This is a genomic window from Isoptericola chiayiensis (genome assembly GCF_013149805.1).
In the GTDB taxonomy this organism is placed as follows: Bacteria; Actinomycetota; Actinomycetes; order Actinomycetales; family Cellulomonadaceae; genus Isoptericola; species Isoptericola chiayiensis.
Window position 1 is genome coordinate 74,574 of record NZ_JABEZT010000006.1, and the last position, 24,576, is coordinate 99,149.

At 74.1% G+C, this 24,576-nt stretch carries 22 protein-coding genes; 15 read left to right on the plus strand and 7 right to left on the minus strand.

Annotation, left to right across the window (positions count from 1 at the left end):
• Positions 1-13: 13 nt before the first annotated feature.
• Positions 14-1,855 carry a proline--tRNA ligase gene (locus HDG68_RS11910; protein ID WP_172152372.1) on the plus strand — a complete coding sequence of 614 codons (1,842 nt, stop codon included), beginning with the start codon at positions 14-16 and terminating at the stop codon, positions 1,853-1,855.
• 23 nt (positions 1,856-1,878) lie between these two features.
• On the opposite strand, the gene HDG68_RS11915 is transcribed toward HDG68_RS11910, so the two are convergent.
• Positions 1,879-3,039 carry a DUF4439 domain-containing protein gene (locus HDG68_RS11915; RefSeq protein ID WP_172152373.1) on the minus strand — a complete coding sequence of 387 codons (1,161 nt, stop codon included), beginning with the start codon at positions 3,037-3,039 and terminating at the stop codon, positions 1,879-1,881.
• 167 nt (positions 3,040-3,206) lie between these two features.
• Between HDG68_RS11915 and HDG68_RS11920 the strand changes: the two genes are divergently transcribed.
• From HDG68_RS11920 to HDG68_RS11980, 13 genes are all read left to right on the plus strand, one after another.
• Positions 3,207-3,731: a ribosome maturation factor RimP gene (locus HDG68_RS11920; RefSeq protein WP_172152374.1), complete on the plus strand. Its 525-nt coding sequence runs from the start codon at positions 3,207-3,209 to the stop codon at positions 3,729-3,731.
• A gap of 2 nt (positions 3,732-3,733) precedes the next feature.
• A complete protein-coding gene (gene nusA, locus HDG68_RS11925) occupies positions 3,734-4,774 on the plus strand; it encodes a transcription termination factor NusA (protein ID WP_172152375.1) in 1,041 nt (346 codons plus the stop codon).
• A gap of 155 nt (positions 4,775-4,929) precedes the next feature.
• A complete protein-coding gene (locus HDG68_RS17130) occupies positions 4,930-5,130 on the plus strand; it encodes a DUF448 domain-containing protein (protein WP_343037554.1) in 201 nt (66 codons plus the stop codon).
• Positions 5,131-5,313: 183 nt separating this feature from the next.
• Positions 5,314-8,163 (plus strand): translation initiation factor IF-2, encoded by a 2,850-nt coding sequence (infB, locus tag HDG68_RS11935; RefSeq protein ID WP_172152376.1) that lies wholly within the window; start codon positions 5,314-5,316, stop codon positions 8,161-8,163.
• 90 nt (positions 8,164-8,253) lie between these two features.
• Positions 8,254-8,682, plus strand: a complete 429-nt coding sequence (gene rbfA, locus HDG68_RS11940) for a 30S ribosome-binding factor RbfA (RefSeq protein WP_172152377.1) — start codon at positions 8,254-8,256, stop codon at positions 8,680-8,682.
• A gap of 81 nt (positions 8,683-8,763) precedes the next feature.
• Positions 8,764-9,717, plus strand: coding sequence for a tRNA pseudouridine(55) synthase TruB (gene truB / locus HDG68_RS11945; RefSeq protein WP_172152378.1), 954 nt, complete (start codon positions 8,764-8,766; stop codon positions 9,715-9,717).
• 92 nt (positions 9,718-9,809) lie between these two features.
• Positions 9,810-10,799, plus strand: a complete 990-nt coding sequence (locus HDG68_RS11950) for a bifunctional riboflavin kinase/FAD synthetase (protein ID WP_172152379.1) — start codon at positions 9,810-9,812, stop codon at positions 10,797-10,799.
• Between the two features lie 257 nt (positions 10,800-11,056).
• A complete protein-coding gene (locus HDG68_RS11955) occupies positions 11,057-13,063 on the plus strand; it encodes a peroxidase family protein (protein WP_172152380.1) in 2,007 nt (668 codons plus the stop codon).
• A 175-nt stretch (positions 13,064-13,238) separates the two neighbouring features.
• Positions 13,239-13,508 carry a 30S ribosomal protein S15 gene (gene rpsO / locus HDG68_RS11960; RefSeq protein ID WP_172152381.1) on the plus strand — a complete coding sequence of 90 codons (270 nt, stop codon included), beginning with the start codon at positions 13,239-13,241 and terminating at the stop codon, positions 13,506-13,508.
• Between the two features lie 205 nt (positions 13,509-13,713).
• Positions 13,714-15,960, plus strand: a complete 2,247-nt coding sequence (locus HDG68_RS11965; RefSeq protein ID WP_172152383.1) for a polyribonucleotide nucleotidyltransferase — start codon at positions 13,714-13,716, stop codon at positions 15,958-15,960.
• Between the two features lie 8 nt (positions 15,961-15,968).
• A complete protein-coding gene (locus tag HDG68_RS11970) occupies positions 15,969-17,297 on the plus strand; it encodes a M16 family metallopeptidase (protein ID WP_172152385.1) in 1,329 nt (442 codons plus the stop codon).
• A gap of 7 nt (positions 17,298-17,304) precedes the next feature.
• Positions 17,305-18,078: a 4-hydroxy-tetrahydrodipicolinate reductase gene (gene dapB / locus HDG68_RS11975; protein WP_343037555.1), complete on the plus strand. Its 774-nt coding sequence runs from the start codon at positions 17,305-17,307 to the stop codon at positions 18,076-18,078.
• A complete protein-coding gene (locus tag HDG68_RS11980; protein ID WP_172152387.1) occupies positions 18,075-18,551 on the plus strand; it encodes a hypothetical protein in 477 nt (158 codons plus the stop codon). The genes dapB and HDG68_RS11980 overlap by 4 nt, the downstream gene beginning before the upstream one ends.
• A 3-nt stretch (positions 18,552-18,554) precedes the next feature.
• Here the strand turns inward: HDG68_RS11980 and HDG68_RS11985 are convergent, their stop codons facing one another.
• Both HDG68_RS11985 and HDG68_RS11990 read right to left on the minus strand, forming a co-directional pair.
• The gene (locus HDG68_RS11985; RefSeq protein WP_246253868.1) at positions 18,555-19,094 is read right to left on the minus strand and encodes a hypothetical protein; all 540 of its coding nucleotides are present in this window, start codon (positions 19,092-19,094) and stop codon (positions 18,555-18,557) included.
• 46 nt (positions 19,095-19,140) lie between these two features.
• Complete coding sequence (locus tag HDG68_RS11990; protein ID WP_172152389.1) at positions 19,141-20,331, minus strand: MFS transporter; 1,191 nt, start codon at positions 20,329-20,331, stop codon at positions 19,141-19,143.
• A gap of 93 nt (positions 20,332-20,424) precedes the next feature.
• On the opposite strand from HDG68_RS11990, the gene HDG68_RS11995 reads away from it, so the two are divergent.
• Positions 20,425-21,390 carry an HdeD family acid-resistance protein gene (locus tag HDG68_RS11995; protein WP_172152391.1) on the plus strand — a complete coding sequence of 322 codons (966 nt, stop codon included), beginning with the start codon at positions 20,425-20,427 and terminating at the stop codon, positions 21,388-21,390.
• Here HDG68_RS11995 and HDG68_RS12000 read toward each other — a convergent pair.
• From HDG68_RS12000 to HDG68_RS12015, 4 genes are read right to left on the minus strand one after another with little or no spacing between them, the layout of a single operon-like run.
• Positions 21,387-21,893 (minus strand): GNAT family N-acetyltransferase, encoded by a 507-nt coding sequence (locus HDG68_RS12000; RefSeq protein ID WP_172152393.1) that lies wholly within the window; start codon positions 21,891-21,893, stop codon positions 21,387-21,389. The genes HDG68_RS11995 and HDG68_RS12000 overlap by 4 nt on opposite strands.
• A 29-nt stretch (positions 21,894-21,922) precedes the next feature.
• Positions 21,923-22,243: an AzlD domain-containing protein gene (locus HDG68_RS12005; protein ID WP_172152395.1), complete on the minus strand. Its 321-nt coding sequence runs from the start codon at positions 22,241-22,243 to the stop codon at positions 21,923-21,925.
• Positions 22,240-22,947, minus strand: a complete 708-nt coding sequence (locus HDG68_RS12010; RefSeq protein ID WP_172152397.1) for an AzlC family ABC transporter permease — start codon at positions 22,945-22,947, stop codon at positions 22,240-22,242. The genes HDG68_RS12005 and HDG68_RS12010 overlap by 4 nt, the downstream gene beginning before the upstream one ends.
• A 44-nt stretch (positions 22,948-22,991) precedes the next feature.
• Positions 22,992-24,458, minus strand: a complete 1,467-nt coding sequence (locus HDG68_RS12015; RefSeq protein ID WP_172152399.1) for an NAD-dependent succinate-semialdehyde dehydrogenase — start codon at positions 24,456-24,458, stop codon at positions 22,992-22,994.
• Positions 24,459-24,576 lie beyond the last annotated feature (118 nt).

Consider the following 24,576-nt stretch of genomic DNA (forward strand, 5'->3'; position numbering starts at 1 on the left):
TAGGCTGGTGCGCATGTCGATCGTGTCCGCCTCCGGCGCTGCCCGCAGCGGTGACCTGCTGCGCCTGTCCTCCCTGTTCGTCCGTACCCTGCGCGAGGACCCGGCCGACGCCGAGGTCGCCAGTCACCGGCTGCTGGTGCGAGCCGGCTACATCCGCCGGGCGGCGCCCGGGGTGTACTCCTGGCTCCCGCTGGGTCTGCGGGTGCTGGCGAAGGTCGAGGCCGTGGTGCGCGAGGAGATGGCCGCCATCGGCGCCCAGGAGGTGCACTTCCCGGCGCTGCTGCCGCGCGAGCCCTACGAGGCGACCGGACGGTGGGACGAGTACGGGCCCAACCTGTTCCGGCTCAAGGACCGCAAGGAGGCCGACTACCTGCTGGCCCCCACCCACGAGGAGATGTTCACCCTGCTGGTGAAGGACCTGTACTCCTCGTACAAGGACCTGCCCCTGGCGCTGTACCAGATCCAGACCAAGTACCGCGACGAGGCGCGTCCCCGCGCCGGGCTGATCCGCGGACGCGAGTTCATCATGAAGGACGCCTACTCCTTCGACCTCGACGACGCCGGGCTGGAGGCCGCCTACGACAGGCAGCGTGGCGCCTACCAGCGCATCTTCTCCCGGCTCGGGCTCGAGTACGTGGTCGTGGCCGCGACGTCGGGTGCGATGGGCGGCTCGCGCTCGGAGGAGTTCCTGTCGCCGTCGGCGATCGGCGAGGACACGTTCGTGCGCTCGGCCGGCGGGTACGCGGCGAACGTCGAGGCCGTCGTCACGCCGGTGCCCGAGCCGCTCGGGTACGACGACGCCCCGGCGGCGCACGTCGAGGACACCCCCGACACCCCGACCATCGAGACCCTGGTGGACTTCGCCAACGCCCACCACCCCCGGGCCGACCGCGCCTGGACGGCCGCGGACACGCTCAAGAACGTGGTGCTCGCCGTGACCCAGCCCGACGGCACCCGCGAGCTCGTCGTCGTCGGCGTCCCGGGGGACCGCGAGGTCGACGTCAAGCGGCTCGAGGCGTCGCTGGCCCCCGCCGAGGCCGAGCCCGCCACCGAGACGGACTTCGCCGCGCACCCCGAGCTGGTCAAGGGCTACATCGGTCCCGGCGTGCTCGGGCCGCAGGGCAAGCAGGTCCTCGACCCCGAGTCGGGTGAGACCCGCCCCGCGATCCGCTACCTGCTCGACCCCCGGGTGGTGGCCGGCACGCGCTGGATCACCGGCGCCGACCAGCCCGGCCGGCACGTGTTCGACCTGGTCGCCGAGCGCGACTTCGCCGCCGACGGCGTCATCGAGGCGGCGGAGGTGCGGGCCGGGGACCCGGCCCCGGATGGCTCGGGCCCGCTGGAGCTGGCGCGCGGCATCGAGATCGGCCACATCTTCCAGCTCGGACGCAAGTACGCGGAGGCGCTCGACCTGAAGGTGCTCGACCCGAACGGCAAGCAGGCCGTGGTGACGATGGGCTCCTACGGCATCGGCGTCACGCGGGTGCTGGCGGCGCTCGCCGAGGCCCACCACGACGAGCGCGGGCTGGCCTGGCCGGCCCACGTCGCGCCCGCGCACGTGCACGTCGTGGCGACCGGCAAGGGGTCCGAGGTGTTCGCCGCGGCCGAGGAGATCGCGACGGGGCTCGTGGCACAGGGCGTCGAGGTGGTCTACGACGACCGCCCCAAGGTCTCGCCGGGCGTGAAGTTCGCGGACGCCGAGCTCTTCGGGGTGCCGCTGGTCCTCGTGGTCGGCCGCGGGCTCGCCGACGGCGTCGTGGAGGTCCGTCCCCGCGCCGGCGAGGCGGTGCAGGTCCCGGTGGACCGGGCGGTGCCGACGGTGGTCGAGCGGGTCACGGAGCTGCTGGCGGGCTGAGGGCGGGCGCCCCGCGTCGCCCGCTACCCGGCGTCGTCCGCCTGCTCCGGCAGGCCCGGGAACGGCACGGGCTCGGCGCCCCACGCCTCCAGGGCGAGGGCGCAGTCGACGAGGAGGTCGACCAGGGCGCCGCGGGTGTCCGGGGCGGTCGTCCCCACGATGGTGGCGTACGTGGTGGCCAGGTCGTTCTCCACGCTGCGCACGAGCGCGCCGTCGCCGGCCCCGCGGGGGACGGCGTAGGCGACGCGGCGGGGGTCCTGGGCCGTGCCGGCGGTCCCGGCGAGGAGCGCCCAGGCTTCGCTGCGCGCGCCGTGCGTGTCGGCGCGTCCGGCCAGTGCGGCGCGCCGGTCGTCGGTGCGCAGGGCGGCGCGCAGCCGCAGCGCGTACGCCGCCGAGTCCTCCGAGGCGACCAGCGTGCTCAGGTCGGCGGCGGTCAGGCCCCGTGGCAGCGGCGCCGGGGCGTCGGAGTCTCCGCCGGTGCTGGACACCTCGCCGTCGTCGGTGGCCGACGGGGACGGGGAGGGGGACGCGGCCGTCAGGGCCGCCAGCCCGGACCCGGCGGACCCGGCGGCATCGGCCGCGGGGGACTCCCCGGACGGCTCGACCTCCACGATGGCCGTGCCGTCGGGGGCGGGCACCGTCGCGACCTGCGTCGGCGGTGGGCCGGCGTCGGTGTACGCCCCGACGCGCTGGGCGGAGACCGCCTGGGCGGCGCCGATCGAGGCGAGGAGGCGGGCCAGCGGGCCCTCGACGGTCGTGCTGGCCGCGGTCCGGCTCCGGCCGGAGGCGTCCACGAGGGCGTCGACCACGTCCTGGGCCTGCACGGGCTCCGAGCTGGGTGCCGGGGAGCCGGTGGGCGGCTCCGTCGGCTCCAGACCGGAGTCGTAGACGCCGCCGAGCTGGGCGGCCTGCGCACGGGAGTCCGCGGCGACGCGTTCCAGCTCGGCGGTGAGGCGGGCACGGCGCCCGTCGAGGCGGTCGACGACCGCGTCGGCCTGGTCGGCCACGTAGAGGGCGTCGGACACCGCGGTGCGCCGCACGATCTCGAGCGCGTCGGGCACGGGCTCCGCCGGCGGCGGGGTCTCGAGGCGCAGCCCGCACCCGGCGAGGACCGCGACGGCCAGCAGGCCGGCGAGCGCCCGGAGACGGCGGCGGCCCGGTGGGGTGACGTGGTGCGGTTCCATCGAGGTCGATCTTGCCACGTCGGGGTGCGTCGCTGTGACGTTCCTCCCGTGGCTGCCGGGGTTCGTCGGGCACGCGCGGCCCGAGGTGTTCGTTACGCTGGGACGACACACAACGACACACCGGCCGCGGGACGTCCCGGCGCGGGAATCACCCTCGGGAGGCATCGATGGCAGCAGAGCGGAGCCGTGCGTCGGACACGCGCGTCCGGTCGGTGGTCGAACCGGTGGTCGACGCCGCCGGGCTGTACCTGGAGGACGTGCACGCCACGCGCGCGGGGGACCGGTCCGTCGTGCGGATCACCCTCGACCTGCCCGAGCACGTCGAGGGCGAGCTGGACTCGGACCGGCTGGCCGAGGCGTCCCGCTCGATCTCGGCGGTGCTCGACGAGGCCGACGTCGTGCCCGGGCGCTACACGCTCGAGGTCTCGACGCCGGGCGCCACGCGCCCGCTGACCCGGGCGCGCCACTTCCGGCGTGCGCGGGGTCGCCTGGTCCGCCTGACGACGACGGACGGCGACGAGGTGCGCGGGCGCCTGCTCGACGTGGTCGATGAGGGGGACGACGTCGAGCTCGTGCTGGCCGACGGGACGCGTCTGCCGCGGTCCGCGGTGCGCCGCGGCAAGGTGGAGGTCGAGCTGACCAGGCTCGGCGACGACGACGCGGGCGCCGCCCGCGAGGGTGAGGAGGGCTGACGATGGACATCGACATGAGCACGCTGAGGCTGCTGGAGCGGGAGCGTGAGATCAGCCTGGACGTCCTGGTCGAAGCCATCGAGCAGGCCCTGCTCTCCGCCTACCACCGCACGCCGGACGCCTACCAGCACGCCCGCGTCGAGCTGGACCGCACCTCGGGCCACGTGACGGTCTGGGCCCGCGAGCAGATCCGGACGCCCGACCCGGAGGACCCGGAGGGGCGCGGGACGGTCGAGCCCGGTCCGGAGTTCGACGACACCCCGGCGGACTTCGGCCGCATCGCGACGGCCACGGCCCGCCAGGTCATCGTCCAGCGCCTGCGTGACGCCGAGGACGACCAGGTGCTCGGGATGTTCCGCGGCAAGGAGGGCGAGGTCCTCGCGGGCGTCATCCAGCAGGGTCGCGACCCGCGCGTCGTCCTGGTCGACGTGGGCGGCACCGAGGCCGTCCTCCCGCCGCACGAGCAGGTGCCCGGGGAGGTCTACACGCACGGCGAGCGGCTGCGCGCCTACGTCGTGGAGGTCTCGCGCGGCATGAAGGGCGCGCAGGTGACCCTCAGCCGGACCCACCCCAACCTCGTGCGCAAGCTGTTCGAGCTCGAGGTCCCGGAGATCGCGGACGGCTCGGTCCAGATCATGGCGGTGGCCCGCGAGGCCGGTCACCGCACCAAGCTCGCGGTGCGCTCGAAGGTGTCCGGCCTCAATGCCAAGGGCGCCTGCATCGGACCGATGGGGTCGCGGGTGCGCGCGGTGATGGCGGAGCTGCACGGCGAGAAGATCGACATCGTCGACCACAGCGAGGACCCGGCCCGCTTCGTGGCCAACGCCCTGTCGCCCGCGCGTGTGAGCTCCGTCACCGTCGTGGACGCCGACGCGAAGGCCGCCCGCGCGGTCGTGCCGGACTACCAGCTCTCGCTCGCCATCGGCAAGGAAGGGCAGAATGCCCGGCTTGCCGCCAAGCTGACGGGCTGGCGCATCGACATCCGCTCGGACGAGGGCGGGGACGTCCCGGCCGTGGCCGTCGGGCCCGACGAGGTGGCGTGAGCTCGGGGCCGGCGAGCAGTGGCGTTAGACTAGGGCCGATCGGGTCGCGAACCCAGTCCGTCGCATGCCCGCGCAACGCACCCCGGGAGACCGGTCCGCTGCGCACCTGCGTCGGCTGCCGGGGACGCGACCTGCGGTCGGATCTCCTGCGGCTGGTGCTCTCGCCGTCGGACCGCGAGCCTCGGCTCGTGGTCGACAAACGGGGCAGCATGCCGGGGCGCGGGGCCTGGATCCATCCGGACCTCGCCTGCCTGGAGCTCGCCCGGCGACGGCGGGCCGTGCCGCGCGCGCTGCGCGTCGCCGGACCGCTCGACCTGGACGAGGTGCGGGCATATCTGGAGCAGCAGGACCGTTGACGACCCGAGCGGCACCGACGGTGCCGCTCACGTCGCGACCGGGCGCCATCGCCCGGCCGCACCACGCGTACATCGACAAGGAAGCGGGTCAGAAGCCGATGGGCACCCGATGAGTCCCCAGCGATGAGTACTCGGTACTAACGACGGTCCTGCCTGTCTCGGTAGGGCCGAGACAGGAGAGATGTGGCGAAGATCCGCGTCCACGAGCTGGCGAAGCAGCTCGGGGTGGAGAGCAAGACCTTGCTGGCCGAGCTGAAGGCCTCAGGGGAGTTCGTCCGGTCGGCGTCGTCGACGCTCGAAGCACCGGTCGAGCGCACGATGCGCGACAAGTTCGCGGGCGCCGGCGGCGGCCAGGGCGACAAGCCCGCGGCCAGGAAGCCCGGAGCGCAGAAGCCGGCAGCCCAGAAGCCCGGGCCGAAGCCCGCGGCGCAGGAGCCCGCCCCGAAGCCGGGTGCCGCGGCACCGACGCCGGCCGAGGCGCCCGCGCCGGGTGCCGCGCCGTCGCCGGGTGCGGCCCCCAAGCCGGGTGCTGCCGCGCCGACGCCCGCCGAGGCCCCCAAGCCGGGTGCTGCCGCGCCGACGCCCGCCGAGGCCCCCAAGCCGGGTGCCGCGCCGAAGCCCGGCGCCGCTCCCAAGCCGGGTGCTCCCAAGCCGGGTGGCGCACCGCGCTCGGGCGGCAAGCCCGGCCAGCAGCGGGGTGGTCGCGGCGGTCAGCCGCGCCCCGGCAACAACCCGTACGCCTCGCAGCAGGGCATGCAGCGTTCCGGCGGCCCGCGCCCCGGCAACAACCCGTTCTCCTCGCAGCAGGGCATGCAGCAGCAGCGGCCGGCCCGCGGTGAGGGCAAGCCGACCGAGCGTTCCGGCGGTCCGCGTCCGGCCGCGCCCCGCCCCGGCGGTCCGCGCCCGAACCCGGGCATGATGCCCGGCAAGACCAGCATGCCGCGTCCGGGCGAGCGCCCCGCGGCGGGCGGTCGTGGCGGTCGCGGTCGTGGCGGCGGTCCCGGCGGCGCACCGGGCGGTCCCGGTGGCGGTCGCGGCGGGTTCCGTCCCGGTGGCGGCGGCGGCTTCCGCGGTCGCGGTGGTGCCGGTCGCGGCAGCACGCAGGGTGCGTTCGGCCGGGCCGGCGGCAAGCCGGTCCGCGGCCGCAAGTCGAAGCGGGCGAAGCGCCAGGAGTTCGAGCAGATGCAGGCGCCGACCCCGGGCGGCGTCAACGTCCCCCGGGGCAACGGCGACACGCTCGTGCGTCTGCGCCAGGGCTCGTCGCTGAACGACTTCGCCGACCGGATCGACGCGAACCCGGCGGCGCTCGTGACCGTCCTGCTGCACCTGGGCGAGATGGCCACGGCGACGCAGTCGCTGGACGAGGACACCTTCGTCACGCTCGGTTCGGAGCTCGGCTACAAGATCGAGATGGTCTCCGCCGAGGAGGAGGACCGCGAGCTGCTCGAGTCCTTCGCCATCGACCTGCAGGCCGAGTCCGACGCCGAGGACGACGAGGACCTGATGCCGCGGCCGCCGGTCGTGACCGTCATGGGTCACGTCGACCACGGTAAGACGAAGCTGCTCGACGCCATCCGCTCGACCGACGTGGTGGCCGGTGAGGCGGGTGGGATCACCCAGCACATCGGTGCCTACCAGGCGCACACCGAGCACGAGGGTGCCGAGCGTGCGGTGACGTTCATCGACACCCCGGGTCACGAGGCGTTCACCGCCATGCGTGCCCGTGGTGCGAAGTCGACGGACATCGCGATCCTCGTGGTCGCGGCCGACGACGGCGTGATGCCGCAGACGGTCGAGGCGCTCAACCACGCCCAGGCCGCCGAGGTGCCGATCGTGGTCGCGGTGAACAAGGTGGACAAGGAGGGGGCCAACCCCGCCAAGATCCGCCAGCAGCTCACCGAGTACAACCTGGTGGCCGAGGAGTACGGCGGCGACACGATGTTCGTCGACGTCTCGGCGCTGCAGCGCAAGGGCATCGACGACCTCCTCGAGGCCGTCCTGCTCACCGCGGACGCCGCGCTCGACCTGCGGGCGAACCCGGACAAGAACGCCCGCGGCGTCGCGATCGAGGCGCACCTGGACAAGGGCCGCGGTTCCGTGGCCACCGTCCTGGTGCAGTCCGGCACCCTGCGCGTCGGCGACGCGATCGTCGCCGGCACCGCCCACGGCCGCGTCCGCGCCATGTTCGACGAGCACGGCGAGTCCGTGACCGAGGCCGGTCCGGCGCGTCCGGTCCAGGTGCTCGGCCTGGCCTCCGTGCCGAGCGCGGGCGACGCCTTCCTGGTGGCGCCCGACGAGCGGACGGCCCGCCAGATCGCGGAGAAGCGCGAGGCCGCCGAGCGTGCCGCCCTCCTGGCCAAGCGCCGCAAGCGCATCAGCCTCGAGGACTTCACCAAGGCGCTCGAGCAGGGCAAGGTCGAGACCCTCAACCTGGTCCTCAAGGGCGACGTGTCCGGTGCCGTGGAGGCGCTGGAGGACGCGCTGCTCAAGATCGACGTGGGCGACGAGGTCGACCTGCGGGTCATCCACCGCGGTGTCGGTGCGATCACGCAGAACGACGTGAACCTCGCCACCGTCGACAACGCCGTGATCCTCGGCTTCAACGTCCGCTTCGGCGAGCGTGTCGAGGAGCTCGCGGATCGCGAGGGTGTCGAGGTCAAGTTCTACTCGGTGATCTACCAGGCGATCGACGACATCGAGGCGGCCCTCAAGGGCATGCTCAAGCCGGAGTACGAGGAGGCGCAGCTCGGCACCGCCGAGATCCGCCAGGTGTTCCGGTCCTCGAAGTTCGGCAACATCGCCGGCTCGATCATCCGGTCGGGCACGATCCGACGGAACTCCAAGGCGCGCGTGCTGCGTGACGGCAAGGTGGTCGGCGACGACCTCACGGTGGAGTCGCTGCGACGCGAGAAGGACGACGTCACCGAGGTCCGCGAGGGCTTCGAGTGCGGTATCGGTCTCGGGTCGTACAACGACATTCGCGAGGGCGACACGATCGAGACCTTCGAGATGCGCGAGATCCCGCGCGACTGACATGGTCGCGACGCCCGACGGCGTCCCGCACCGCCCGCCACTACGGTGGGTGGGCGGGGCGCCGTCGGCGTCGTCTGAAGAGGAGGACGGATGAGCGAGAACCCACGGGCACGCCGGCTGGCGGACCGCATCAAGGAGATCGTGGCGCAGCTGCTGGACGGCCGGATCAAGGACCCGCGGCTGGGTTTCGTGACCATCACGGACGTGCGGGTGACCGGCGACCTGCAGCAGGCGTCGGTGTTCTACACGGTCTACGGCGACGAGGAGGCGCACGCCGGTACGGCAGCGGCTCTGGAGAGCGCCAAGGGCATGATCCGTTCCGAGGTCGGCAAGCAGACTGGAGTGCGTCTGACCCCCAGCGTGGAGTTCCACCTGGACTCGGTGCCGGAGACGGCCGCGCACCTGGATGCCGCGCTGCTCGAGGCACGTCGCCGGGACGCCGAGCTCGCGGCGCTCCGCGAGGGCAAGCTCCCGGCCGGCGACGCCGACCCGTACCGCACGGCCGACGACGAGGACTGACAGCGCTGTGGGCATGAAACCTGCAGGTCCTGCCACCCGGGGACCTGCAGATTTCCGGCCCACAGCGGCCCGGGGAGGGACATGAGCGACGCGCGTGAGCGTCCCGCGAGGCGGCCGACGGCGGCCGACGGGTTCCTGGTGGTCGACAAGCCCGCCGGCTGGACCAGTCACGACGTGGTCGGTCGGTGCCGGCGGCTGGCCGGCACCCGCAAGGTCGGTCACGCGGGCACGCTCGACCCGATGGCCACGGGCGTGCTCGTCGTCGGCGTCGGCCGGGCCACGAAGCTGCTGACCTACGTCGTGGGAGCCGACAAGGCCTACGACGCCACGGTCCGGCTGGGGATCTCCACGACCACGGACGACGCCGAGGGCGAGCCGTCCGCGTCGGCCGGCGTCGGCCGGGGGATCGACCGGGCCGCGCTCGACCGCGAGGTCGCGGCGCTGACCGGCGACGTCCAGCAGGTGCCGAGCACGGTCAGCGCGATCAAGGTCGACGGCAGGCGTGCCTACGCCCGCGCGCGGGCCGGCGAGGACGTCGAGCTCGCCGCCCGTCCGGTCACCGTCTCGACCTTCGACGTCGTCGCGGTCCGCGAGAGCTCGGCCCGGGGCGTCCCCGTCGTCGACGTCGACGTGCGGGTCGTGGTGTCGTCGGGCACGTACGTGCGCGCGCTGGCGCGGGACCTCGGTGCCGCGCTCGGCGTCGGCGGCCATCTCACCGCCCTGCGGCGCACGCGCGTCGGCGGGTACACCGTCGCGGGCGCCCGCACGCTGGAGGAGCTCGAGCGGCAGGCCGACGCCGACGGCGTGCTCGCGACCGTGCCGCTCGCCGAGGCGGCGCGCAGCACCTTCGCGGTCCGCGAGCTCACCGCGGCCGAGGCCCGGGCGCTGGCCTACGGGCAGTGGATCCAGCCCTCCGCACTGCCGGGCACGGTCGCGGCGCTGGCCCCGGACGGCACCCTGGTCGCGCTGCTGGAGGACACCACGCGCCGTGGCGAACGTCTCGCCAAGCCGGTGCTGGTGCTCGCTCCCGCGTGAACCGTCCGACCCGACCGCCGCGCCGGGTCTATCCTGGTCCGTCGGCGCCGGCCACGGCGTCGGCCCGGAAGCGAGCGAGGAGCCCGATCGGCGTGCAGGTGTTCACCGACCTGGAGCAGGTCCCCGACGGATTCGGCCCGTCCGCGGTGACGATCGGCAACTTCGACGGGGTCCATCGCGGTCACCGGGCCGTGCTCGAACGGCTGGTCCGCCTCGCCCACGGCGACGACCGCTCGGCGGTGGCGGTCACGTTCGACCCGCACCCCGCCGCGGTGCACCGGCCCGAGTCCGCGCCCGAGCTCCTCACGGGGCTGACCGACCGGCTCGACCTCCTGGCCGGCACGGGCCTCGACGCGGTCCTGGTGGTCCCGTACTCGCTGGAGTTCGCTGCCCAGAGCCCCGAGGAGTTCGTCACCCGCTACCTCACCGGAGCGCTCGGCGCGCGGAGCGTCGTCGTCGGGCACGACGTGCGCTTCGGTGCGGGCAACGCCGGCACCCTGGCCACGATGGTGGAGCTCGGGGGAGTGCACGGGTTCGAGGTCGTCGCCGTGGACGACGTCGGTGAGCCGGACGCGGACCCCGCCGCCGGGCAGCATGCGCGGTGGTCGAGCTCGGCGGCGCGGGCGCTGCTCGCCGAGGGCGCCGTCGCCCAGGCCGCCGACGTGCTCGGGCGCCCGCACCGGGTACGCGGCACCGTGGTCCACGGGGACGCCCGGGGTCGCGAGCTGGGGTTCCCCACCGCCAACCTGGGCGACATCGCGGGGATGGTCCCGGCCGACGGCGTCTACGCCGGCTGGCTGTACCGCCCGGATCTGGCCCGCACCGCGCCGCAGCACCCTGACGTGCGGCTTCCCGCGGCGATCTCGATCGGCACGAACCCCACGTTCGACGGGGTCCAGCGCCGCGTCGAGGCGTACGTCCTGGACCGCACCGACCTGGACCTGTACGACGAGGACATCGTCCTCGAGCTGGTGGACCACCTGCGGCCCACGCTGCGGTTCGACGGCATCGAGCCGCTGGTCGCACAGATGCACGACGACGTCGCCCGGGCCCGTCGGATCCTGGTCGGTGCCGGGCGCTGACCCGACCCAGCGGGTGAAATCCGTGGAGGTGTATCACCGGCGCGGGCACCCCCTTCCCTCCGGACAGCGCCAGGGGTGATCCTGGTCGGGGATCCTGCGATCCCGGTCGCGACGCAGCCTGCCGACCCACGGCCCGGGAGGGCGTCGGCTCGCGTGCCGCATCGACGCGCACCCGCCGACGGACCGACGTCGTGCCGACGCGTCCCCGGCAGCGGACGCCTGCCCGCTGCGACCGTCCTCTCACGAGAGGCAGGGCCATGGAGGCTCAGCAGACCACCGGCGACGTCGACCAGCACGACGCCGGGACCACCGCCAGTCCGTCGAGCGCACCGTCCGAGCCGGACGTGCGTGTCGACCTCAACCAGTCGCCCGTCGGGCGCACCGTCCGCCAGGTCGGCCACGGGGGCAGCGTCGTGCCCGAGACGCCCGGGGCCCAGGACGCGGACCCCCGCACCTCCGACGCGGCGTTCCTGCCCCGGACCGCCGACGCCGTCCGTTCCGACTACCGCAGCGGCCGGTTCGACGCGACGACGTCCTTCGACTACCTGTTCGGCCGGCTCCGGGCGCGGTTCCCCGCCTCCCACCTGCCGTCCGACGACCCGGCGACCGTCGCCGAGGTGGTCTCGGCCCTCGAGGACCTCGGGGCCGCGATGATCGAGTCCGACGGGCGCGACCCGGCGCAGGACTCGACGGTCCCCGCCGTGTACACCTACTGGGGCCAGTTCATCGACCACGACATCACGCTCAACACCAACGGCCCCGACAGCACGGGCGACGGGTCGGGCGACCTGGTGCTCGGCGACATCCTCAACGAGCCGTTCACCGTGATGGCTCCCGACGTCGTCACGGCGAGCCTGCACAACGGGCGGCACCCGTCGCTGAACCTGGACAGCATGTACGGCAGCGGCCCCCGGTTCCCGGGGGAGCCGGGCGGTGCCACCCGCAGCGAGGTCGCCTACGCCACGTCCGACCCCGCCAAGCTCGCGCTCGGACGGCTCACGCCGGTACCCGTCGGCGACGAGATCGACCCGGCGGGCGACACCCAGCGCGACCTGCCGCGGTTCTCGGAGCAGGAGGCGGCCGACGCCGCCAACCCGGACCTGCGTCGTGCGGTGAAGATCCCGGACGGGCGCAACGACGAGAACCTCGTGGTCGCGCAGCTGCACGTGGCGCACATCCGGTTCCACAACGCCGTCGTCGACTGGGTGCGGGTGACCGAGCCGTGGCTCGCCGCGGACGGGCGCGCCACGTTCGAGCGGGCGCGCACGCTCGTGTGCCACCACTACCAGTGGCTGGTGCTGCACGACTACCTGCGCACCCTGACCAAGCCGGGCGTGCTCGACCAGGTGCTGCACGAGTACCGGCTGCGGTTCCGGCCGCTGCGCTCGATCGCGATGCCGCTGGAGTTCGCGGTCGCGGCGTTCCGGTTCGGCCACTCGATGGTGCGCAACGGCTACGACCACAACCGCAACTTCGGTGCCGAGGGCGTGGTGGCGCCGTTCGCCTCCCTGGAGGACCTCTTCCGGTTCACCGGCGGCGGCGGGCTCTCGCCGAGCCCGGCCGGTCCCCTGGACACGCTGCCGTCGAACTGGCCGGTCGACTGGGCCCGCTTCGTCGACAAGGGCGACCCGGCCACCAACCACAAGGCCCGCAAGATCGATCCGTTCCTCGCCGATGGGCTGCGGGTCATGCTCAAGGAGGGGTTCGGGGAGGTCGACGACGACGGCGACCCGCTCGACCCGTCGAAGGTCCCGGCGGGTCCCGACGGGAACCCGATGACCGCCAGGATGAGCGCGATCCTCAAGCAGCTCGCCCAGCGCAACCTGCTGCGCGGCTACATGCTGGCCCTGCCGACGGGGGAGGAGGTCGCCCGGGAGCTCGGTGCGGCGCCCCTGACCCGCGAGCAGCTCATCGCGGGCGCCGCGCCGGAGGTCGGGGCCGCTCTCGACCGGATCGGCGCGGGCAGGACGCCGCTGTGGTACTACGTGCTGCAGGAGGCCGCGGTCCAGGGCAACGGGAACTTCCTCGGGGAGGTGGGCAGCCGGATCCTCGCGGAGACGTTCGTCTACCTGCTGCGGCACGACGACGACTCGTTCCTTCGCACGCCCGACCCGTGGACGCCGGCGGACGGGGTGCGGCTGGAGGACGGGCGGATGATCACCACGCTGCCCGACCTGCTGCAGTTCGCCGGGGTCCTCCCGCAGGCGGACGGCACCTTCCGGGAGGTGGACGGCCGGCCGGCCGGGCTCGACGGCGACGCCTGAGCCGCGCGTGGCGCCGCCGCTCGCAGTGGCGCCCGCCACGTCGTCCCCGCGCCCGTGGGGTGCGGGGACGACGTGGTGCGCTGGTACGATGTGGGGTGCCGTAGATCGGCCGCGGACACAGAGCGCCCGGTGAAGAAGTCCCGGAGCACCGCGCAACGACACCAGAAGGAGAGCCATGCCGCTCGACGCTGCCACGAAGCAGTCCATCATCACCGAGTACGCGACTCACGAGGGCGACACCGGCTCGCCGGAGGTGCAGATCGCTCTGCTGACCCAGCGGATCACCGACCTCACCGAGCACCTCAAGAGCCACAAGCAGGACCACCACTCGCGTCGTGGCCTGCTCCTGCTGGTCGGCCAGCGCCGCCGTCTGCTCGGCTACCTGCAGAAGGTCGACATCCAGCGCTACCGCGCGCTCATCGAGCGCCTCGGCCTGCGCCGCTGACGTCGCCGCCGGCCCGGTCCCTGTCGCAGGGGCCGGGCCGGTCTGGTGTGATGTCCTAGTAGTACCCGCACACCGCGCCGCCGGGCCGTCGTCCGGTCCTCGGTAGTGGCCTCCCGATCCGCCGGTCGACCGGCGTGCTCCGGGGGCCTCGATCGAAGACCGTCGCTCGGGTGGGCGGCGCCTTTCGAGAGCAAGGAGGGCACCCGTGGAGGGTCCCGAGATCCAGTTCGCCGAGGCCGTCATCGACAACGGCCGCTTCGGCACCCGTACCGTCCGCTTCGAGACGGGCCGCCTGGCCCGGCAGGCCGCCGGCGCCGTGTCGGCGTACCTCGACGACGAGACCATGCTGCTGTCGACCACCGCGGTCGGCAAGCACCCCAAGGACCACTTCGACTTCTTCCCGCTGACGGTGGACGTCGAGGAGCGGATGTACGCCGCCGGGCGCATCCCCGGTTCGTTCTTCCGCCGCGAGGGCCGCCCCTCGACCGAGGCGATCCTGACCTGCCGCCTGACCGACCGTCCGCTGCGCCCCCTGTTCGTCAAGGGGCTGCGCAACGAGGTCCAGATCGTCATCACGGTCATGGCCCAGCACCCGGACGACGCCTACGACGTGCTCGCGATGAACGCGGCCTCGGCGTCGACGCAGATCTCCGGTCTGCCGTTCTCCGGCCCGGCCGGTGCCGTGCGCATCGCGCTGATCGACGACCAGTGGGTCGCGTTCCCGAAGTACTCCGACAAGGAGCGCGCCGTCTTCGAGATGGTCGTCGCGGGCCGCAAGGTCACCGCGGCCGACGGTTCCGAGGACGTCGCCATCGCGATGATCGAGGCCGAGGCCACCGACGACGCGTGGAACCTGGTCAAGAACGAGGGCGCCACCGCCCCGACCGAGCAGGTCGTGGCCGAGGGCATCGAGGCCGCGAAGCCGTTCATCGCCTCGCTGTGCGACGCCCAGCTCTCCCTGGCCCAGCAGTCGGCCAAGGAGGTCGCCGAGTTCCCGCTGTTCCCGGACTACGCCGACGACGCCTACGCGGCCGTCGAGTCCGCGGTGTCGGGCCCCGCCGCCGAGGCGCTGGCCATCGCCGACAAGCAGGAGCGCGAGAACCGCCTCGACGAGATCAAGGCCGGCATGGTCGAGGAGCTCGGCGGCCGGTTCGAGGGTCGCGAGAAGGAGCTGTCGGCCGCCTACCGCTCGCTGCAGAAGCAGCTCGTGCGTCAGCGCGTGCTGACCGACGGCGTGCGCATCGACGGTCGCGGCCTCGCGGACATCCGCACCCTGTCCGCCGAGGTCGAGGTGCTCCCGCGCGTGCACGGCTCGGCCATCTTCGAGCGTGGCGAGACCCAGATCCTGGGCGTGACCACGCTGAACATGCTGCGCATGGAGCAGCAGATCGACTCCCTGGGGCCGGTCACGCGCAAGCGCTACATGCACAACTACAACTTCCCGCCGTACTCGACCGGTGAGACGGGCCGCGTCGGTTCGCCGAAGCGTCGCGAGATCGGCCACGGCGCGCTCGCCGAGCGTGCCCTGGTGCCGGTGCTGCCGAGCCGCGAGGAGTTCCCGTACGCGATCCGCCAGGTCTCCGAGGCGCTCGGGTCGAACGGCTCGACGTCGATGGGCTCGGTCTGCGCCTCGACGCTGTCGCTGCTGAACGCCGGTGTGCCGCTCAAGGCGCCGGTCGCCGGCATCGCGATGGGTCTGGTCTCGGACACGGTCGACGGTGACACCCGTTACGCCGCGATGACCGACATCCTCGGCGCCGAGGACGCCTTCGGCGACATGGACTTCAAGGTCGCCGGCACCCGGGAGTTCGTCACGGCGATCCAGCTCGACACCAAGCTGGACGGCATCCCGGCGTCGGTGCTCGCCGCCGCGCTCGGTCAGGCCCGCGACGCGCGCCTGACGATCCTCGACGTGCTCGCCGAGGCGATCGACGTCCCGGACGAGATGTCGCCGAACGCCCCGCGCGTCATCGCCGTCAAGGTGCCGGTTGACAAGATCGGCGAGGTCATCGGGCCCAAGGGCAAGATGATCAACCAGATCCAGGAGGAGACCGGCGCCGACATCTCCATCGAGGACGACGGCACGGTCTACATCGGCGCGACGGACGGCCCGAGCGCCGAGGCCGCGCGGGCGTCGATCAACGCGATCGCCAACCCGCACGTGCCGGAGGTCGGCGAGCGCTTCGTCGGCACGGTCGTCAAGACGACGTCGTTCGGTGCATTCATCTCCCTGTCCCCGGGCAAGGACGGCCTGCTGCACATCAGCCAGCTGCGCAAGCTGGTCGGCGGCAAGCGGGTCGAGAACGTCGACGACGTGCTGTCCATCGGCCAGAAGATCCAGGTCGAGATCGGTGAGATCGACCCGCGCGGCAAGCTCTCGCTGGTCGCGATCACCGAGGAGGACGACCAGCCCGCCGAGGGCGAGCAGGCCGAGCAGCCGAGCGAGGCCTGACCGCTCGTATGGGCCAGCACCTCCCGCTCGTGGCAGCGGGCTCGACCGGTGCCGAGCTGACCGCCGGGCAGGAGGGAGCGACGATCCGTCGCTCCGTCCTGCCCGGCGGCGTCCGTGTGCTCACCGAGCAGATGCCGGGCCTGCGCTCGGCGACGGTGGGCGCGTGGGTGGGCGTCGGTTCGCGGGACGAGACCGACGGTCACCACGGCTCGACCCACTTCCTCGAGCACCTGCTGTTCAAGGGCACCCCGCGGCGCAGCGCGCTCGACATCGCCGAGGCGTTCGACGCCGTCGGCGGCGAGGCGAACGCCGCGACCGGCAAGGAGCACACGTGCTACTACGCGCGGGTGCTCGACGACGACCTGGCGATGGCCGTCGACGTCATCGGCGACATGGTCACGTCGGCGCGGCTCGACCCCGACGAGCTCGAGACGGAGCGCGGCGTGATCCTCGAGGAGATCGCCATGACCGAGGACGACCCGGGCGAGGTCGTCCACGAGCGGTTCGCGGCGGCCGTGCTCGGCTCGCACCCGCTCGGGCGGCCGATCGGGGGCACGCCGGAGTCGATCCGGGCGGTGCCCCGGGACGCCGTCGTGGAGCACTACCGCTGGCACTACCGGCCGGAGACGCTCGTCGTGGCCGCAGCGGGCGGCGTCGACCACGACGTCCTGGTCAAGCAGGTCGGCGAGGTGCTCGCCGAGGGCGGCTGGGACCTCGACCCGGACGCGGTCCCGCGCGAGCGCCGCTCCGACGCCGCCGAGTCCGACGGTGTGCGCACCGAGCCGACGGAGCTGACGGTCCGCCGGCAGGTCGAGCAGGCCAACGTGATCGTCGGCACCACCGGCCTGAGCGCCACCGACGACCGGCGGTTCGCGATGACGGTGCTCAACGCCGTCCTCGGCGGCGGCATGTCCTCGCGACTGTTCCAGGAGATCCGGGAGCGGCGCGGCCTGGCGTATGCCACCTACTCGTTCGCGCAGGGGCACGGGGGTCTCGGGCTGTTCGGCCTGTACGCCGGGTGCACCCCGGCGCGCGTCGACGACGTCACCGAGCTCATGGTGGCCGAGCTGGAGCGGCTGGCCGACGGCGGCATCACGGACGCAGAGCTGGAGCGGTCCGTGGGTCAGCTCTCGGGCGGCCTGGTCCTCGGTCTGGAGGACTCCGGGTCCCGCATGAGCCGGCTCGGCAAGGCCGAGCTGGTGCTCGGCGAGCTGACCACGGTCGACGAGTCCCTGGCGCGGATCCGCGCCGTCACCGCCGACGACGTGCGCGAGCTGGCGGCCGACCTCGCGTCGCGTCCCCGCTCGATCGTGCGCGTCGGCCCGTTCGGAGAGTGAGGCAGCAGTGAGCAGCAGCGTCGTCCCGGTGGCCGTGGTCGGAGCGGCCGGACGCATGGGCGCCACCACGTGCGCCGCCGTCGAGGAGGCGGACGGCCTGGAGCTGGTCGCGCGGATCGACGCCGGCGACGACGTCGGCGCCGCGGTGCGCGACTCCGGCGCCCTGGTCGCCGTGGACTTCACCGTCCCGGCGGTCACGGAGGCCAACGTGCACGCGATCCTCGACGCCGGCGCGCACGCCGTGGTCGGCACCACCGGCTGGGACGAGGCGTCCCGGTCCCGGGTGGTCGAGCACCTCGACCGGCTGAACGCCGGGCGCGAGGACGGTCTCGGCGTGCTCATCGCGCCCAACTTCGGTCTCTCCGCGGTGCTGGCGATGACGTTCGCCGCGAAGGCCGCCCGCTACTTCGAGTCGGCGGAGGTCGTCGAGCTGCACCACCCGAACAAGGTGGACGCCCCCTCGGGCACCGCCCGGCACACCGCCGCGGCGATCGCGGCGGCACGGGCCGACGCGGGCCTGGCGCCGTCCCCGGACGCGACCGAGTCGGGCTGGGAGGCGCGCGGTGCCGACGTCGACGGCGTGCGGGTGCACGCCGTGCGGCTGCGAGGTCTCGTGGCTCACGAGGAGATCCTGTTCGGCAACGTGGGCGAGCAGCTCACGATCCGGCAGGACTCGTTCGACCGTGCCTCGTTCATGCCGGGAGTCCTGCTCGCCGTGCGCGAGGTCGTCGGGCGCCCGGGGCTGACGGTGGGCCTCGAGCACGTGCTGGACCTGACGTGACCGGACCCGCCCCGGCGGCCGGCCGTCGGCGCGTGCCGCGAGGTCTGCTCGGTGCCGTCGCGGTCACCGTCCTGCTCGGCATCTACGTCTGGGCGATCGGCGGTCGCGGGGTCGCGATGCTGGGCACGGGCGAGCCCGTGCTGATCGGGATCGGTCTGGCCGTCCTCATCATCCCGCTGCTGGTGCTCGGGCTGATCGCGCGCGAGTTCTGGCTCGCCGCACGGGTGCAGCGCATGGCGGACACCCTGGCGGCGGAGGGGGCGCTGCCCGTCGACGACCTCCCGCGCTCCCCGGGCGGCCGCATCGACCGCGACGCCGCCGACGTGGCGTTCGACGACGCGCGGGAGGCGGTCGACGCCGACCCCGAGAGCTGGCGTGCCTGGTACCACCTGGCCTTCGCCTACGACGCCGCCCGGGACCGCCGTCGGGCGCGCGCCGCCCTGCGCAAGGCGTCCTCGTTGTTCAGCGGTTGAGCCTCACTGCTGCGGCCACCGGGTCCAGCAGTAGAGCCGGTGCCGCACGTCGCCGGCCCGCCAGGCCAGCTCGCCCAGGTCGCACAGCCCCCGCGCGAGCAGGTCGCCGTCGAGATCCGACGTCGCCGAGCTCGCCGCCCACCGCCGTGCGGCGGAGGACAGCACCCGCGGTGACGCCGCGGCCAGCCGGGCCGTGAGGTCCGTGCCCACCGTGACGACGAACGGGCCCGCGTCCTGCCCGGCGACCACGAGGGCGTGCCGCGGGTCGGCCGTGACCTCGCCGTAGGGGACGGCGAACGCCGCCTCGGCGAGCAGACCCAGCGCGACGAACGGGTCGACCGCCGGCAGGGAGACCGCGTCGAAGAGCGGTTCGCCCGAGCCGCGTGCCGGCGTACCCGGACCCGTGACGGCGTGGAGCACCGTGGCGGCCAGGGCGTCCGACGGCGCGGCGAAGTACTCGGTGATCATCGGCTCGGTCGGCTGCCCCAGCCGGTGGTGCCGGGAGCCTCGCCGGTCGGAGCGGTCTGCGACGTCGGAGGACATGCGTCCCAGCCTGACAGCGGTGTGCTACGGCACCGTCACGACGATGCTACGGCTCAGGGTCGTTCCTCGGCGCGGCGGTCGGGTCGTGGGGGAACGCGCGGCGGGCCACGAGCACGATCCCGCCGCCGACCGCCATCGCCCCGGCACCGGCCCACGCCAGCGCCGGCAGCCCGGGGCCGGCGACGAGCACGGATCCCAGGGCCGCGCCCAGACCGATCCCGAGGTTCGAGGTGCCGTTGACGAAGGCGCCGGCCAGGTCCTCGCTCGCGCCGCGGGCACGCAGCGCGAGCGTCTGGAACGCCGCCGGGACGGCGCCGAACGCGGCCAACCACACGGCGAGGCCCACCAGGACCGTGGCGCGCTGCGGCAGGGCGAGCGCGACCCCGGCCAGCGCCGCGACCATCACGGCGATCGTGACCAGGGTGAGGGTGCGCGGCCGACGGTCGAGGTAGCGGCCGGCCGCCCAGAGGCCGACAATCCCGAGCGCACCGAACACGAGCAGCGCGGGCCCGACCGACGCCGCGGCGAGCCCGGTGGCCAGCATCAGCAGGGACACGTAGGTGTAGACGGTGTACTGGCCGACGAACAGCAGCGTGTTGGTCCCCACCACGAGCGCGAGCCTGCCGCGGCCTCCACGCTGCTCGGTGGAGGCCGCCGCGGGCGCCGCGTCGACCGGTGGCAGCACGCGCCCCAGGAGCACGGCCGTCAGGGCGCACACGGCGGCCAGCACGGCGAAGGACCACCGCCAGCCCACGGCCGCACCGAGGGAGGTCGACAGGGGGACGCCGAGCACGAAGCCGGCGGTGCCGCCCGCGGTTACCAGCGTCACCGAGCGTCCGGTGTACAGCGGCGAGACGAGCCGGGCGGCGTAGGCGATCGACACCGAGAAGAACACCGCGTGCCCGACGCCCCCGAGCGTGCGCGCGGCCACCACGACGCCGAACGACGGGGCGAGCGCCGCGACGACGTTGGCGACGGCGTACACGACGACGGTCGCCAGCAGCAGGGGCTTGCGGGGGAGCCGGCGGGTGGCGAGCGTCAGCGGGACGGCGCACGCGGCCACCACGAAGGCGTAGACCGAGACCAGCAGGCCCGCCGTCGACTCGGGGACGCCGAGCCCCGCAGCGAGCTGCGGGAGCAGCCCGACGGGGAGGACCTCGGTGGTGATGGCGACGAAGTTGGCCACGGCCAGGACCGTGATCCCCGCGGCGGCGTCACGGACGGTGCGGTGGGACACCGCCTCATCCTGTCATCCGCGCCCTGGTCGGGCGGTGCCGCCCCCCGGCGTCTAGCATGGCCGCAGGTCAGCAGGCGTCGACGAAGGGCTGGTATGACACGCGACGAGGGTGCCGTCCGCGAGGGGTCGCACGACGGGCCGGTCGACGGGCCGGTCGACGAGGCGCCGGGAGCGGTGCGCAACCCGTTCCGGCGCGTGTGGTGGCTGCCCGTGCTGCGCGGGATCGTGTTCATCGTGCTCGGCCTGCTGCTGATGATCGAGCCGCTCGAGGAGCTGGAGATCCTGCGCCTGCTCATCGGCGCGTTCCTCGCCGCCGACGGCGTGCTCGTCCTGGTGCAGTGGCTGGTGCACCGGCGGCAGGTCGGCTCGGCCTGGTGGCTCGCCCAGGCGGGCGTCAACGTCGTCTTCGGGGCCGTCGTGGCCCTGTGGCCCGGCCTGGATCCCACCCCGCTGTACTACGTGCTGGCGGTCTGGACGATCGTGCTGGGCATCGTGGCGATCATCGGTGGCGCGGCGCTGTCCCGGAACCGCGACCTGGGTTGGCCGTGGATGGTGACGTTCGGTATCACGGCGGCGCTGTTCGGCATGCTCCTCGTGACGCGCCCGCTGGACTCCCTGGACGTGCTGCGCCTCGTGGCCATCGTCTTCGCGCTGTTCGCCTTCGTGGCCGGCTCGGTCAACATCGTCTCGGGCTTCGCCGTGCGGTCCGTCGCCCGTGAGCTGCGCGACCTGCGCGAACAGGCCGAGAAGGTCGGTGTGGTCGTCACGGGCGGGTCGGTGCTGGGAGCCGCCAACCCGCACGCCGCCCCGGCCCGGGCCGCCGGCCCGCGCCTGACCGGGGACGCGCCGTCGTCCGGCGCCGACACGGGCGAGCCCGCCCCGACGGCAGGCCCCGCCCCGACGACCGGTCCGGAGGCGTCCGGGAGCCCGGACGTCACGCCGTCGGACACGGACCCGGGCGCAGGGCGGAGCACCGCGCCGGCCGGCGAGGCGCCCCGGACGGGGGAGGACGCCGGGACGGAGTCGGATCCGTCCGAGGACGGCCGGCAGGATCGCTAGATCGCCGCTGCCCAGCGGTGCTCGACGACGTCGCGCACCCCGGTGGCGAGGTGCCGGGTCGTCCCGTCGGGACCGAGCCCCGAGGAGGACAGGAAGCGTTCCCGTCCCTCGTCGCCGCCGAGCACCCAGGTGACGACCTCGGTGGAGCCGTCGGAGCGCAGCCGGTCCACGCAGGCGGAGAGCAGGCGGGAGCCGTGCCCGGCCTGCCGGTCGTCGGGCGCGACCTCCAGGGCCAGGAGCTGGTCGGGGGAGACGGCGCCGAACCCGACGACGCGCTGCCGCTCGAGCGCCACGAAGACCGCGCACCCCGGCGCCGGCGGGCGGGCGATCGCGTCCGCCCAGCGCTCGCGCATCGCCGCGGTGTCCAGGGCGTCGACCGCCCCGCCGAGCGTCTCGGCGTGGGTGGCGCGCCAGGCCTCGACCTGGATGCGGGTCACGGCGTCCTCGTCGCCCGGCACGGCGGGGCGGACCGAGACGTCGGCGGTCTCACGGAACAGGGCCATGACACCACCCTAGGGCCGCACGGCGGTCGTCAGCCCCAGCCCAGCGCACGCAGCCCGGCGGCGGTGGCCGCCGCGAGCACGACCACGACGACGAACGGTGCGCGCAGCGCCAGCGCGACGGCCGCGACCGCCAGCGCGGGCAGCCGGGCGTCCACGACGACGGCCTGCCCGTCGGCGACGGTCTGGACGACCACGAGGGAGACCAGCAGCGCCACGGTGACCAGGGCGGAGCTGCGCTGCACCCGGTCGGTGGCGAGCCAGTGCTCGGGCACGAGGTGCCCGGCGAGCTTCAGCACGAACGAGGCCGCCGAGGCGACGAGGACGGTCGCCCACAGCACGGTCGGGGTCATGCCGCCCGCCCCTCGCCGCGCCCGGGCCGCGCCGGCGGTGCCACGAGGCCGACGACGATCGCGGCTGCCGCCGCGGCGAGCACGGGGATCCCGGCCGGGGTGAGCGGGACCAGCGCCAGCGTGACGGCGACCGCGAGCGCGGCGACCGCCTGCGCCTGCCGGGCGGCGAGCCGGGGCCACACGAGGGCGAGGAACGCGGCTCCCGCCGCGGCGTCCAGGCCCCACGCGCGGGGGTCGCCGAGGGCGTCGCCGGCGAGCGCGCCGAGCAGGGTGCACAGGTTCCACAGGACGAAGACGCCCAGGCCGGTGGTCCAGAAGCCGGCGCGGACGGCCTGCGGGTCGCGCTGCCCGACGGCGACCGCCGTGGACTCGTCGATGGTCAGCTGGGCGGCGGCCAGCCGGCGCCAGCCCCGCACCTGCAGCAGCGGGGCGACGACGGCTCCGTAGAGCATGTTGCGCACACCGAGCAGCGTCGACGTGGCCACGGCCGCGAGCGGGGTGCCCCCGGCGGCGACCACCCCGATCAGCGCGAACTGGGAGCCGCCGGAGAAGAGCAGCAGGCTGAGCGCCATCGTCTGCGGCACGGAGAGGCCCGCGACGACGCCGAGCGCGCCGAAGGAGATCCCGTACAGCCCGGTGGCCACGGCGATGCTGAGGCCCTGCCGCACGGCGGCGGTGACCTCGGGGGGACGCGAGGAGTGCACGCGCCCGAGGAAATCACATCAGCGCCACGGCCGGCCGCCGTGTGTCACAGAGCGACGTAGACGGTCTCCAGGTACTCCTCCAGCCCGGCCTCGCCGCCCTCGCGGCCCAGCCCCGACTGCTTCATGCCACCGAAGGGGGCGCTGGCGTCGCTGACCATGCCCCGGTTGACCCCGATCATGCCCGCGTCGATCTCGTGTGCCGCCCGCATCGAACGGTCCAGGCCGCGCGACCAGGCGTACGCCGCCAGTCCGTACTCGGTGTCGTTCGCCAGCGCGATGCCGTCGTCGTCGCTTCCGAAGGTCACCACGGGTGCCACCGGTCCGAAGATCTCCTCGGTCACGCAGCGCGCGTCGCGGGTCACCCCGGACAGCACGGTCGGCGGGTAGAAGTGGCCCCGCCCGCCGAGCGGCTCGCCGCCGGTACGCACGGTGGCGCCGCGGTCGACGGCGTCGGCGACCAGGTCGTGCACGTCCGTCACGGCACCGCCGCCGATCAGAGGGCCGACGTCGTGCCCGTCGGTGCCCGGACCGACCGAGAGCCCCTCGAACCGTCGCGCGAGCCGGGCCGCGAAGTCCTCGGCGACGGACTCCTGGACCAGGAACCGGTTGGCGGCGACGCAGGACTGGCCGCCGTTGCGCAGCTTGGCGACGACCGCACCCTCGACGGCGGCGTCGAGGTCGGCGTCGTCGAACACGACGAACGGCGCGTTCCCGCCGAGCTCCATCGAGCAGGGGAGCACCTGGGCCGCGGCCTGCTCCAGGAGCTTGCGCCCGACGCCGGTCGACCCGGTGAAGGACAGCTTGCGCAGCCGGGGGTCCGCCAGGAGCGGGCCGGTCACCGTCGAGGCGGACGACGTCGGCACCACGTTGATCACCCCGGCCGGCAGGTCGCGGCGGGCGAGCTCGGCCCGCACGATCTCGGCGACCGCCATCGTCGTCAGCGGCGTGAGCTGTGCGGGCTTGATCACCACGGGGCAGCCGGCGGCCAGGGCGGGCCCGATCTTGCGGGTGGCCATCGCGATGGGGAAGTTCCACGGCGTGATCAACAGGGCCGGCCCCACCGGTCGGCGGTGGACCAGCTGCCGGTTGGCGCCTGCCGGCGCGGTGCGCGCCAGGCCGGGGGCGCGGACCGCCTGCTCGGCGAACCACCGGAAGAAGTCGGCCCCGTAGGCCACCTCGGCCCTCGCCTCCGCCAGCGGCTTGCCGCCCTCGGCCGTGATGAGGGCGGCGATCTCGTCGGTGCGCCCGACGATCTGCTCGTAGCAGGACCGCAGCAGCTCGGACCGATCGCGCGGCGACGTGGCGGCCCAGGCGGGAGCGGCCGCGTGGGCCGCTGCCAGCGCGGCGTCGCCGTCGTCGGCGGTGCCGTCCGCCACCTCGCGCAGGACCTCCTCGGTGGCGGGGTCGGTCACCGGGAAGGTCGCACCTCCGGACGCGGGACGCCACGATCCACCGACCAGGACCTCGGTCGGGACGTCACGGACTTCCGGGGGCAGCGTCGTCGCAGTCATGCCGTCCAGTATGTGACCGTCGCGGCGGCCGGCACCACCGCGGAGCGCCCCCCTGCGCCGCCTGGCACGACGTCTCACGACACGCCCGTCCGGCGACGGGACGGCGGCGCCCCGGAGG

What these genes read in the sequence shown, in the direction of transcription:
- rpsO (WP_172152381.1), top strand. Translation starts at nt 13,239, where the DNA reads ATGCCGCTCGACGCTGCCACGAAGCAGTCCATCATCACCGAGTACGCG.
- HDG68_RS12005 (WP_172152395.1), bottom strand. Translation starts at nt 22,243, where the DNA reads ATGACCCCGACCGTGCTGTGGGCGACCGTCCTCGTCGCCTCGGCGGCC.
- HDG68_RS12015 (WP_172152399.1), bottom strand. Translation starts at nt 24,458, where the DNA reads ATGACTGCGACGACGCTGCCCCCGGAAGTCCGTGACGTCCCGACCGAG.
- rbfA (WP_172152377.1), top strand. Translation starts at nt 8,254, where the DNA reads ATGAGCGAGAACCCACGGGCACGCCGGCTGGCGGACCGCATCAAGGAG.
- HDG68_RS11995 (WP_172152391.1), top strand. Translation starts at nt 20,425, where the DNA reads ATGACACGCGACGAGGGTGCCGTCCGCGAGGGGTCGCACGACGGGCCG.
- HDG68_RS11910 (WP_172152372.1), top strand. Translation starts at nt 14, where the DNA reads ATGTCGATCGTGTCCGCCTCCGGCGCTGCCCGCAGCGGTGACCTGCTG.
- HDG68_RS12000 (WP_172152393.1), bottom strand. Translation starts at nt 21,893, where the DNA reads ATGGCCCTGTTCCGTGAGACCGCCGACGTCTCGGTCCGCCCCGCCGTG.
- nusA (WP_172152375.1), top strand. Translation starts at nt 3,734, where the DNA reads ATGGACATCGACATGAGCACGCTGAGGCTGCTGGAGCGGGAGCGTGAG.
- HDG68_RS11955 (WP_172152380.1), top strand. Translation starts at nt 11,057, where the DNA reads ATGGAGGCTCAGCAGACCACCGGCGACGTCGACCAGCACGACGCCGGG.
- truB (WP_172152378.1), top strand. Translation starts at nt 8,764, where the DNA reads ATGAGCGACGCGCGTGAGCGTCCCGCGAGGCGGCCGACGGCGGCCGAC.
- HDG68_RS11985 (WP_246253868.1), bottom strand. Translation starts at nt 19,094, where the DNA reads ATGTCCTCCGACGTCGCAGACCGCTCCGACCGGCGAGGCTCCCGGCAC.
- HDG68_RS11920 (WP_172152374.1), top strand. Translation starts at nt 3,207, where the DNA reads ATGGCAGCAGAGCGGAGCCGTGCGTCGGACACGCGCGTCCGGTCGGTG.
- HDG68_RS11915 (WP_172152373.1), bottom strand. Translation starts at nt 3,039, where the DNA reads ATGGAACCGCACCACGTCACCCCACCGGGCCGCCGCCGTCTCCGGGCG.
- HDG68_RS11970 (WP_172152385.1), top strand. Translation starts at nt 15,969, where the DNA reads ATGGGCCAGCACCTCCCGCTCGTGGCAGCGGGCTCGACCGGTGCCGAG.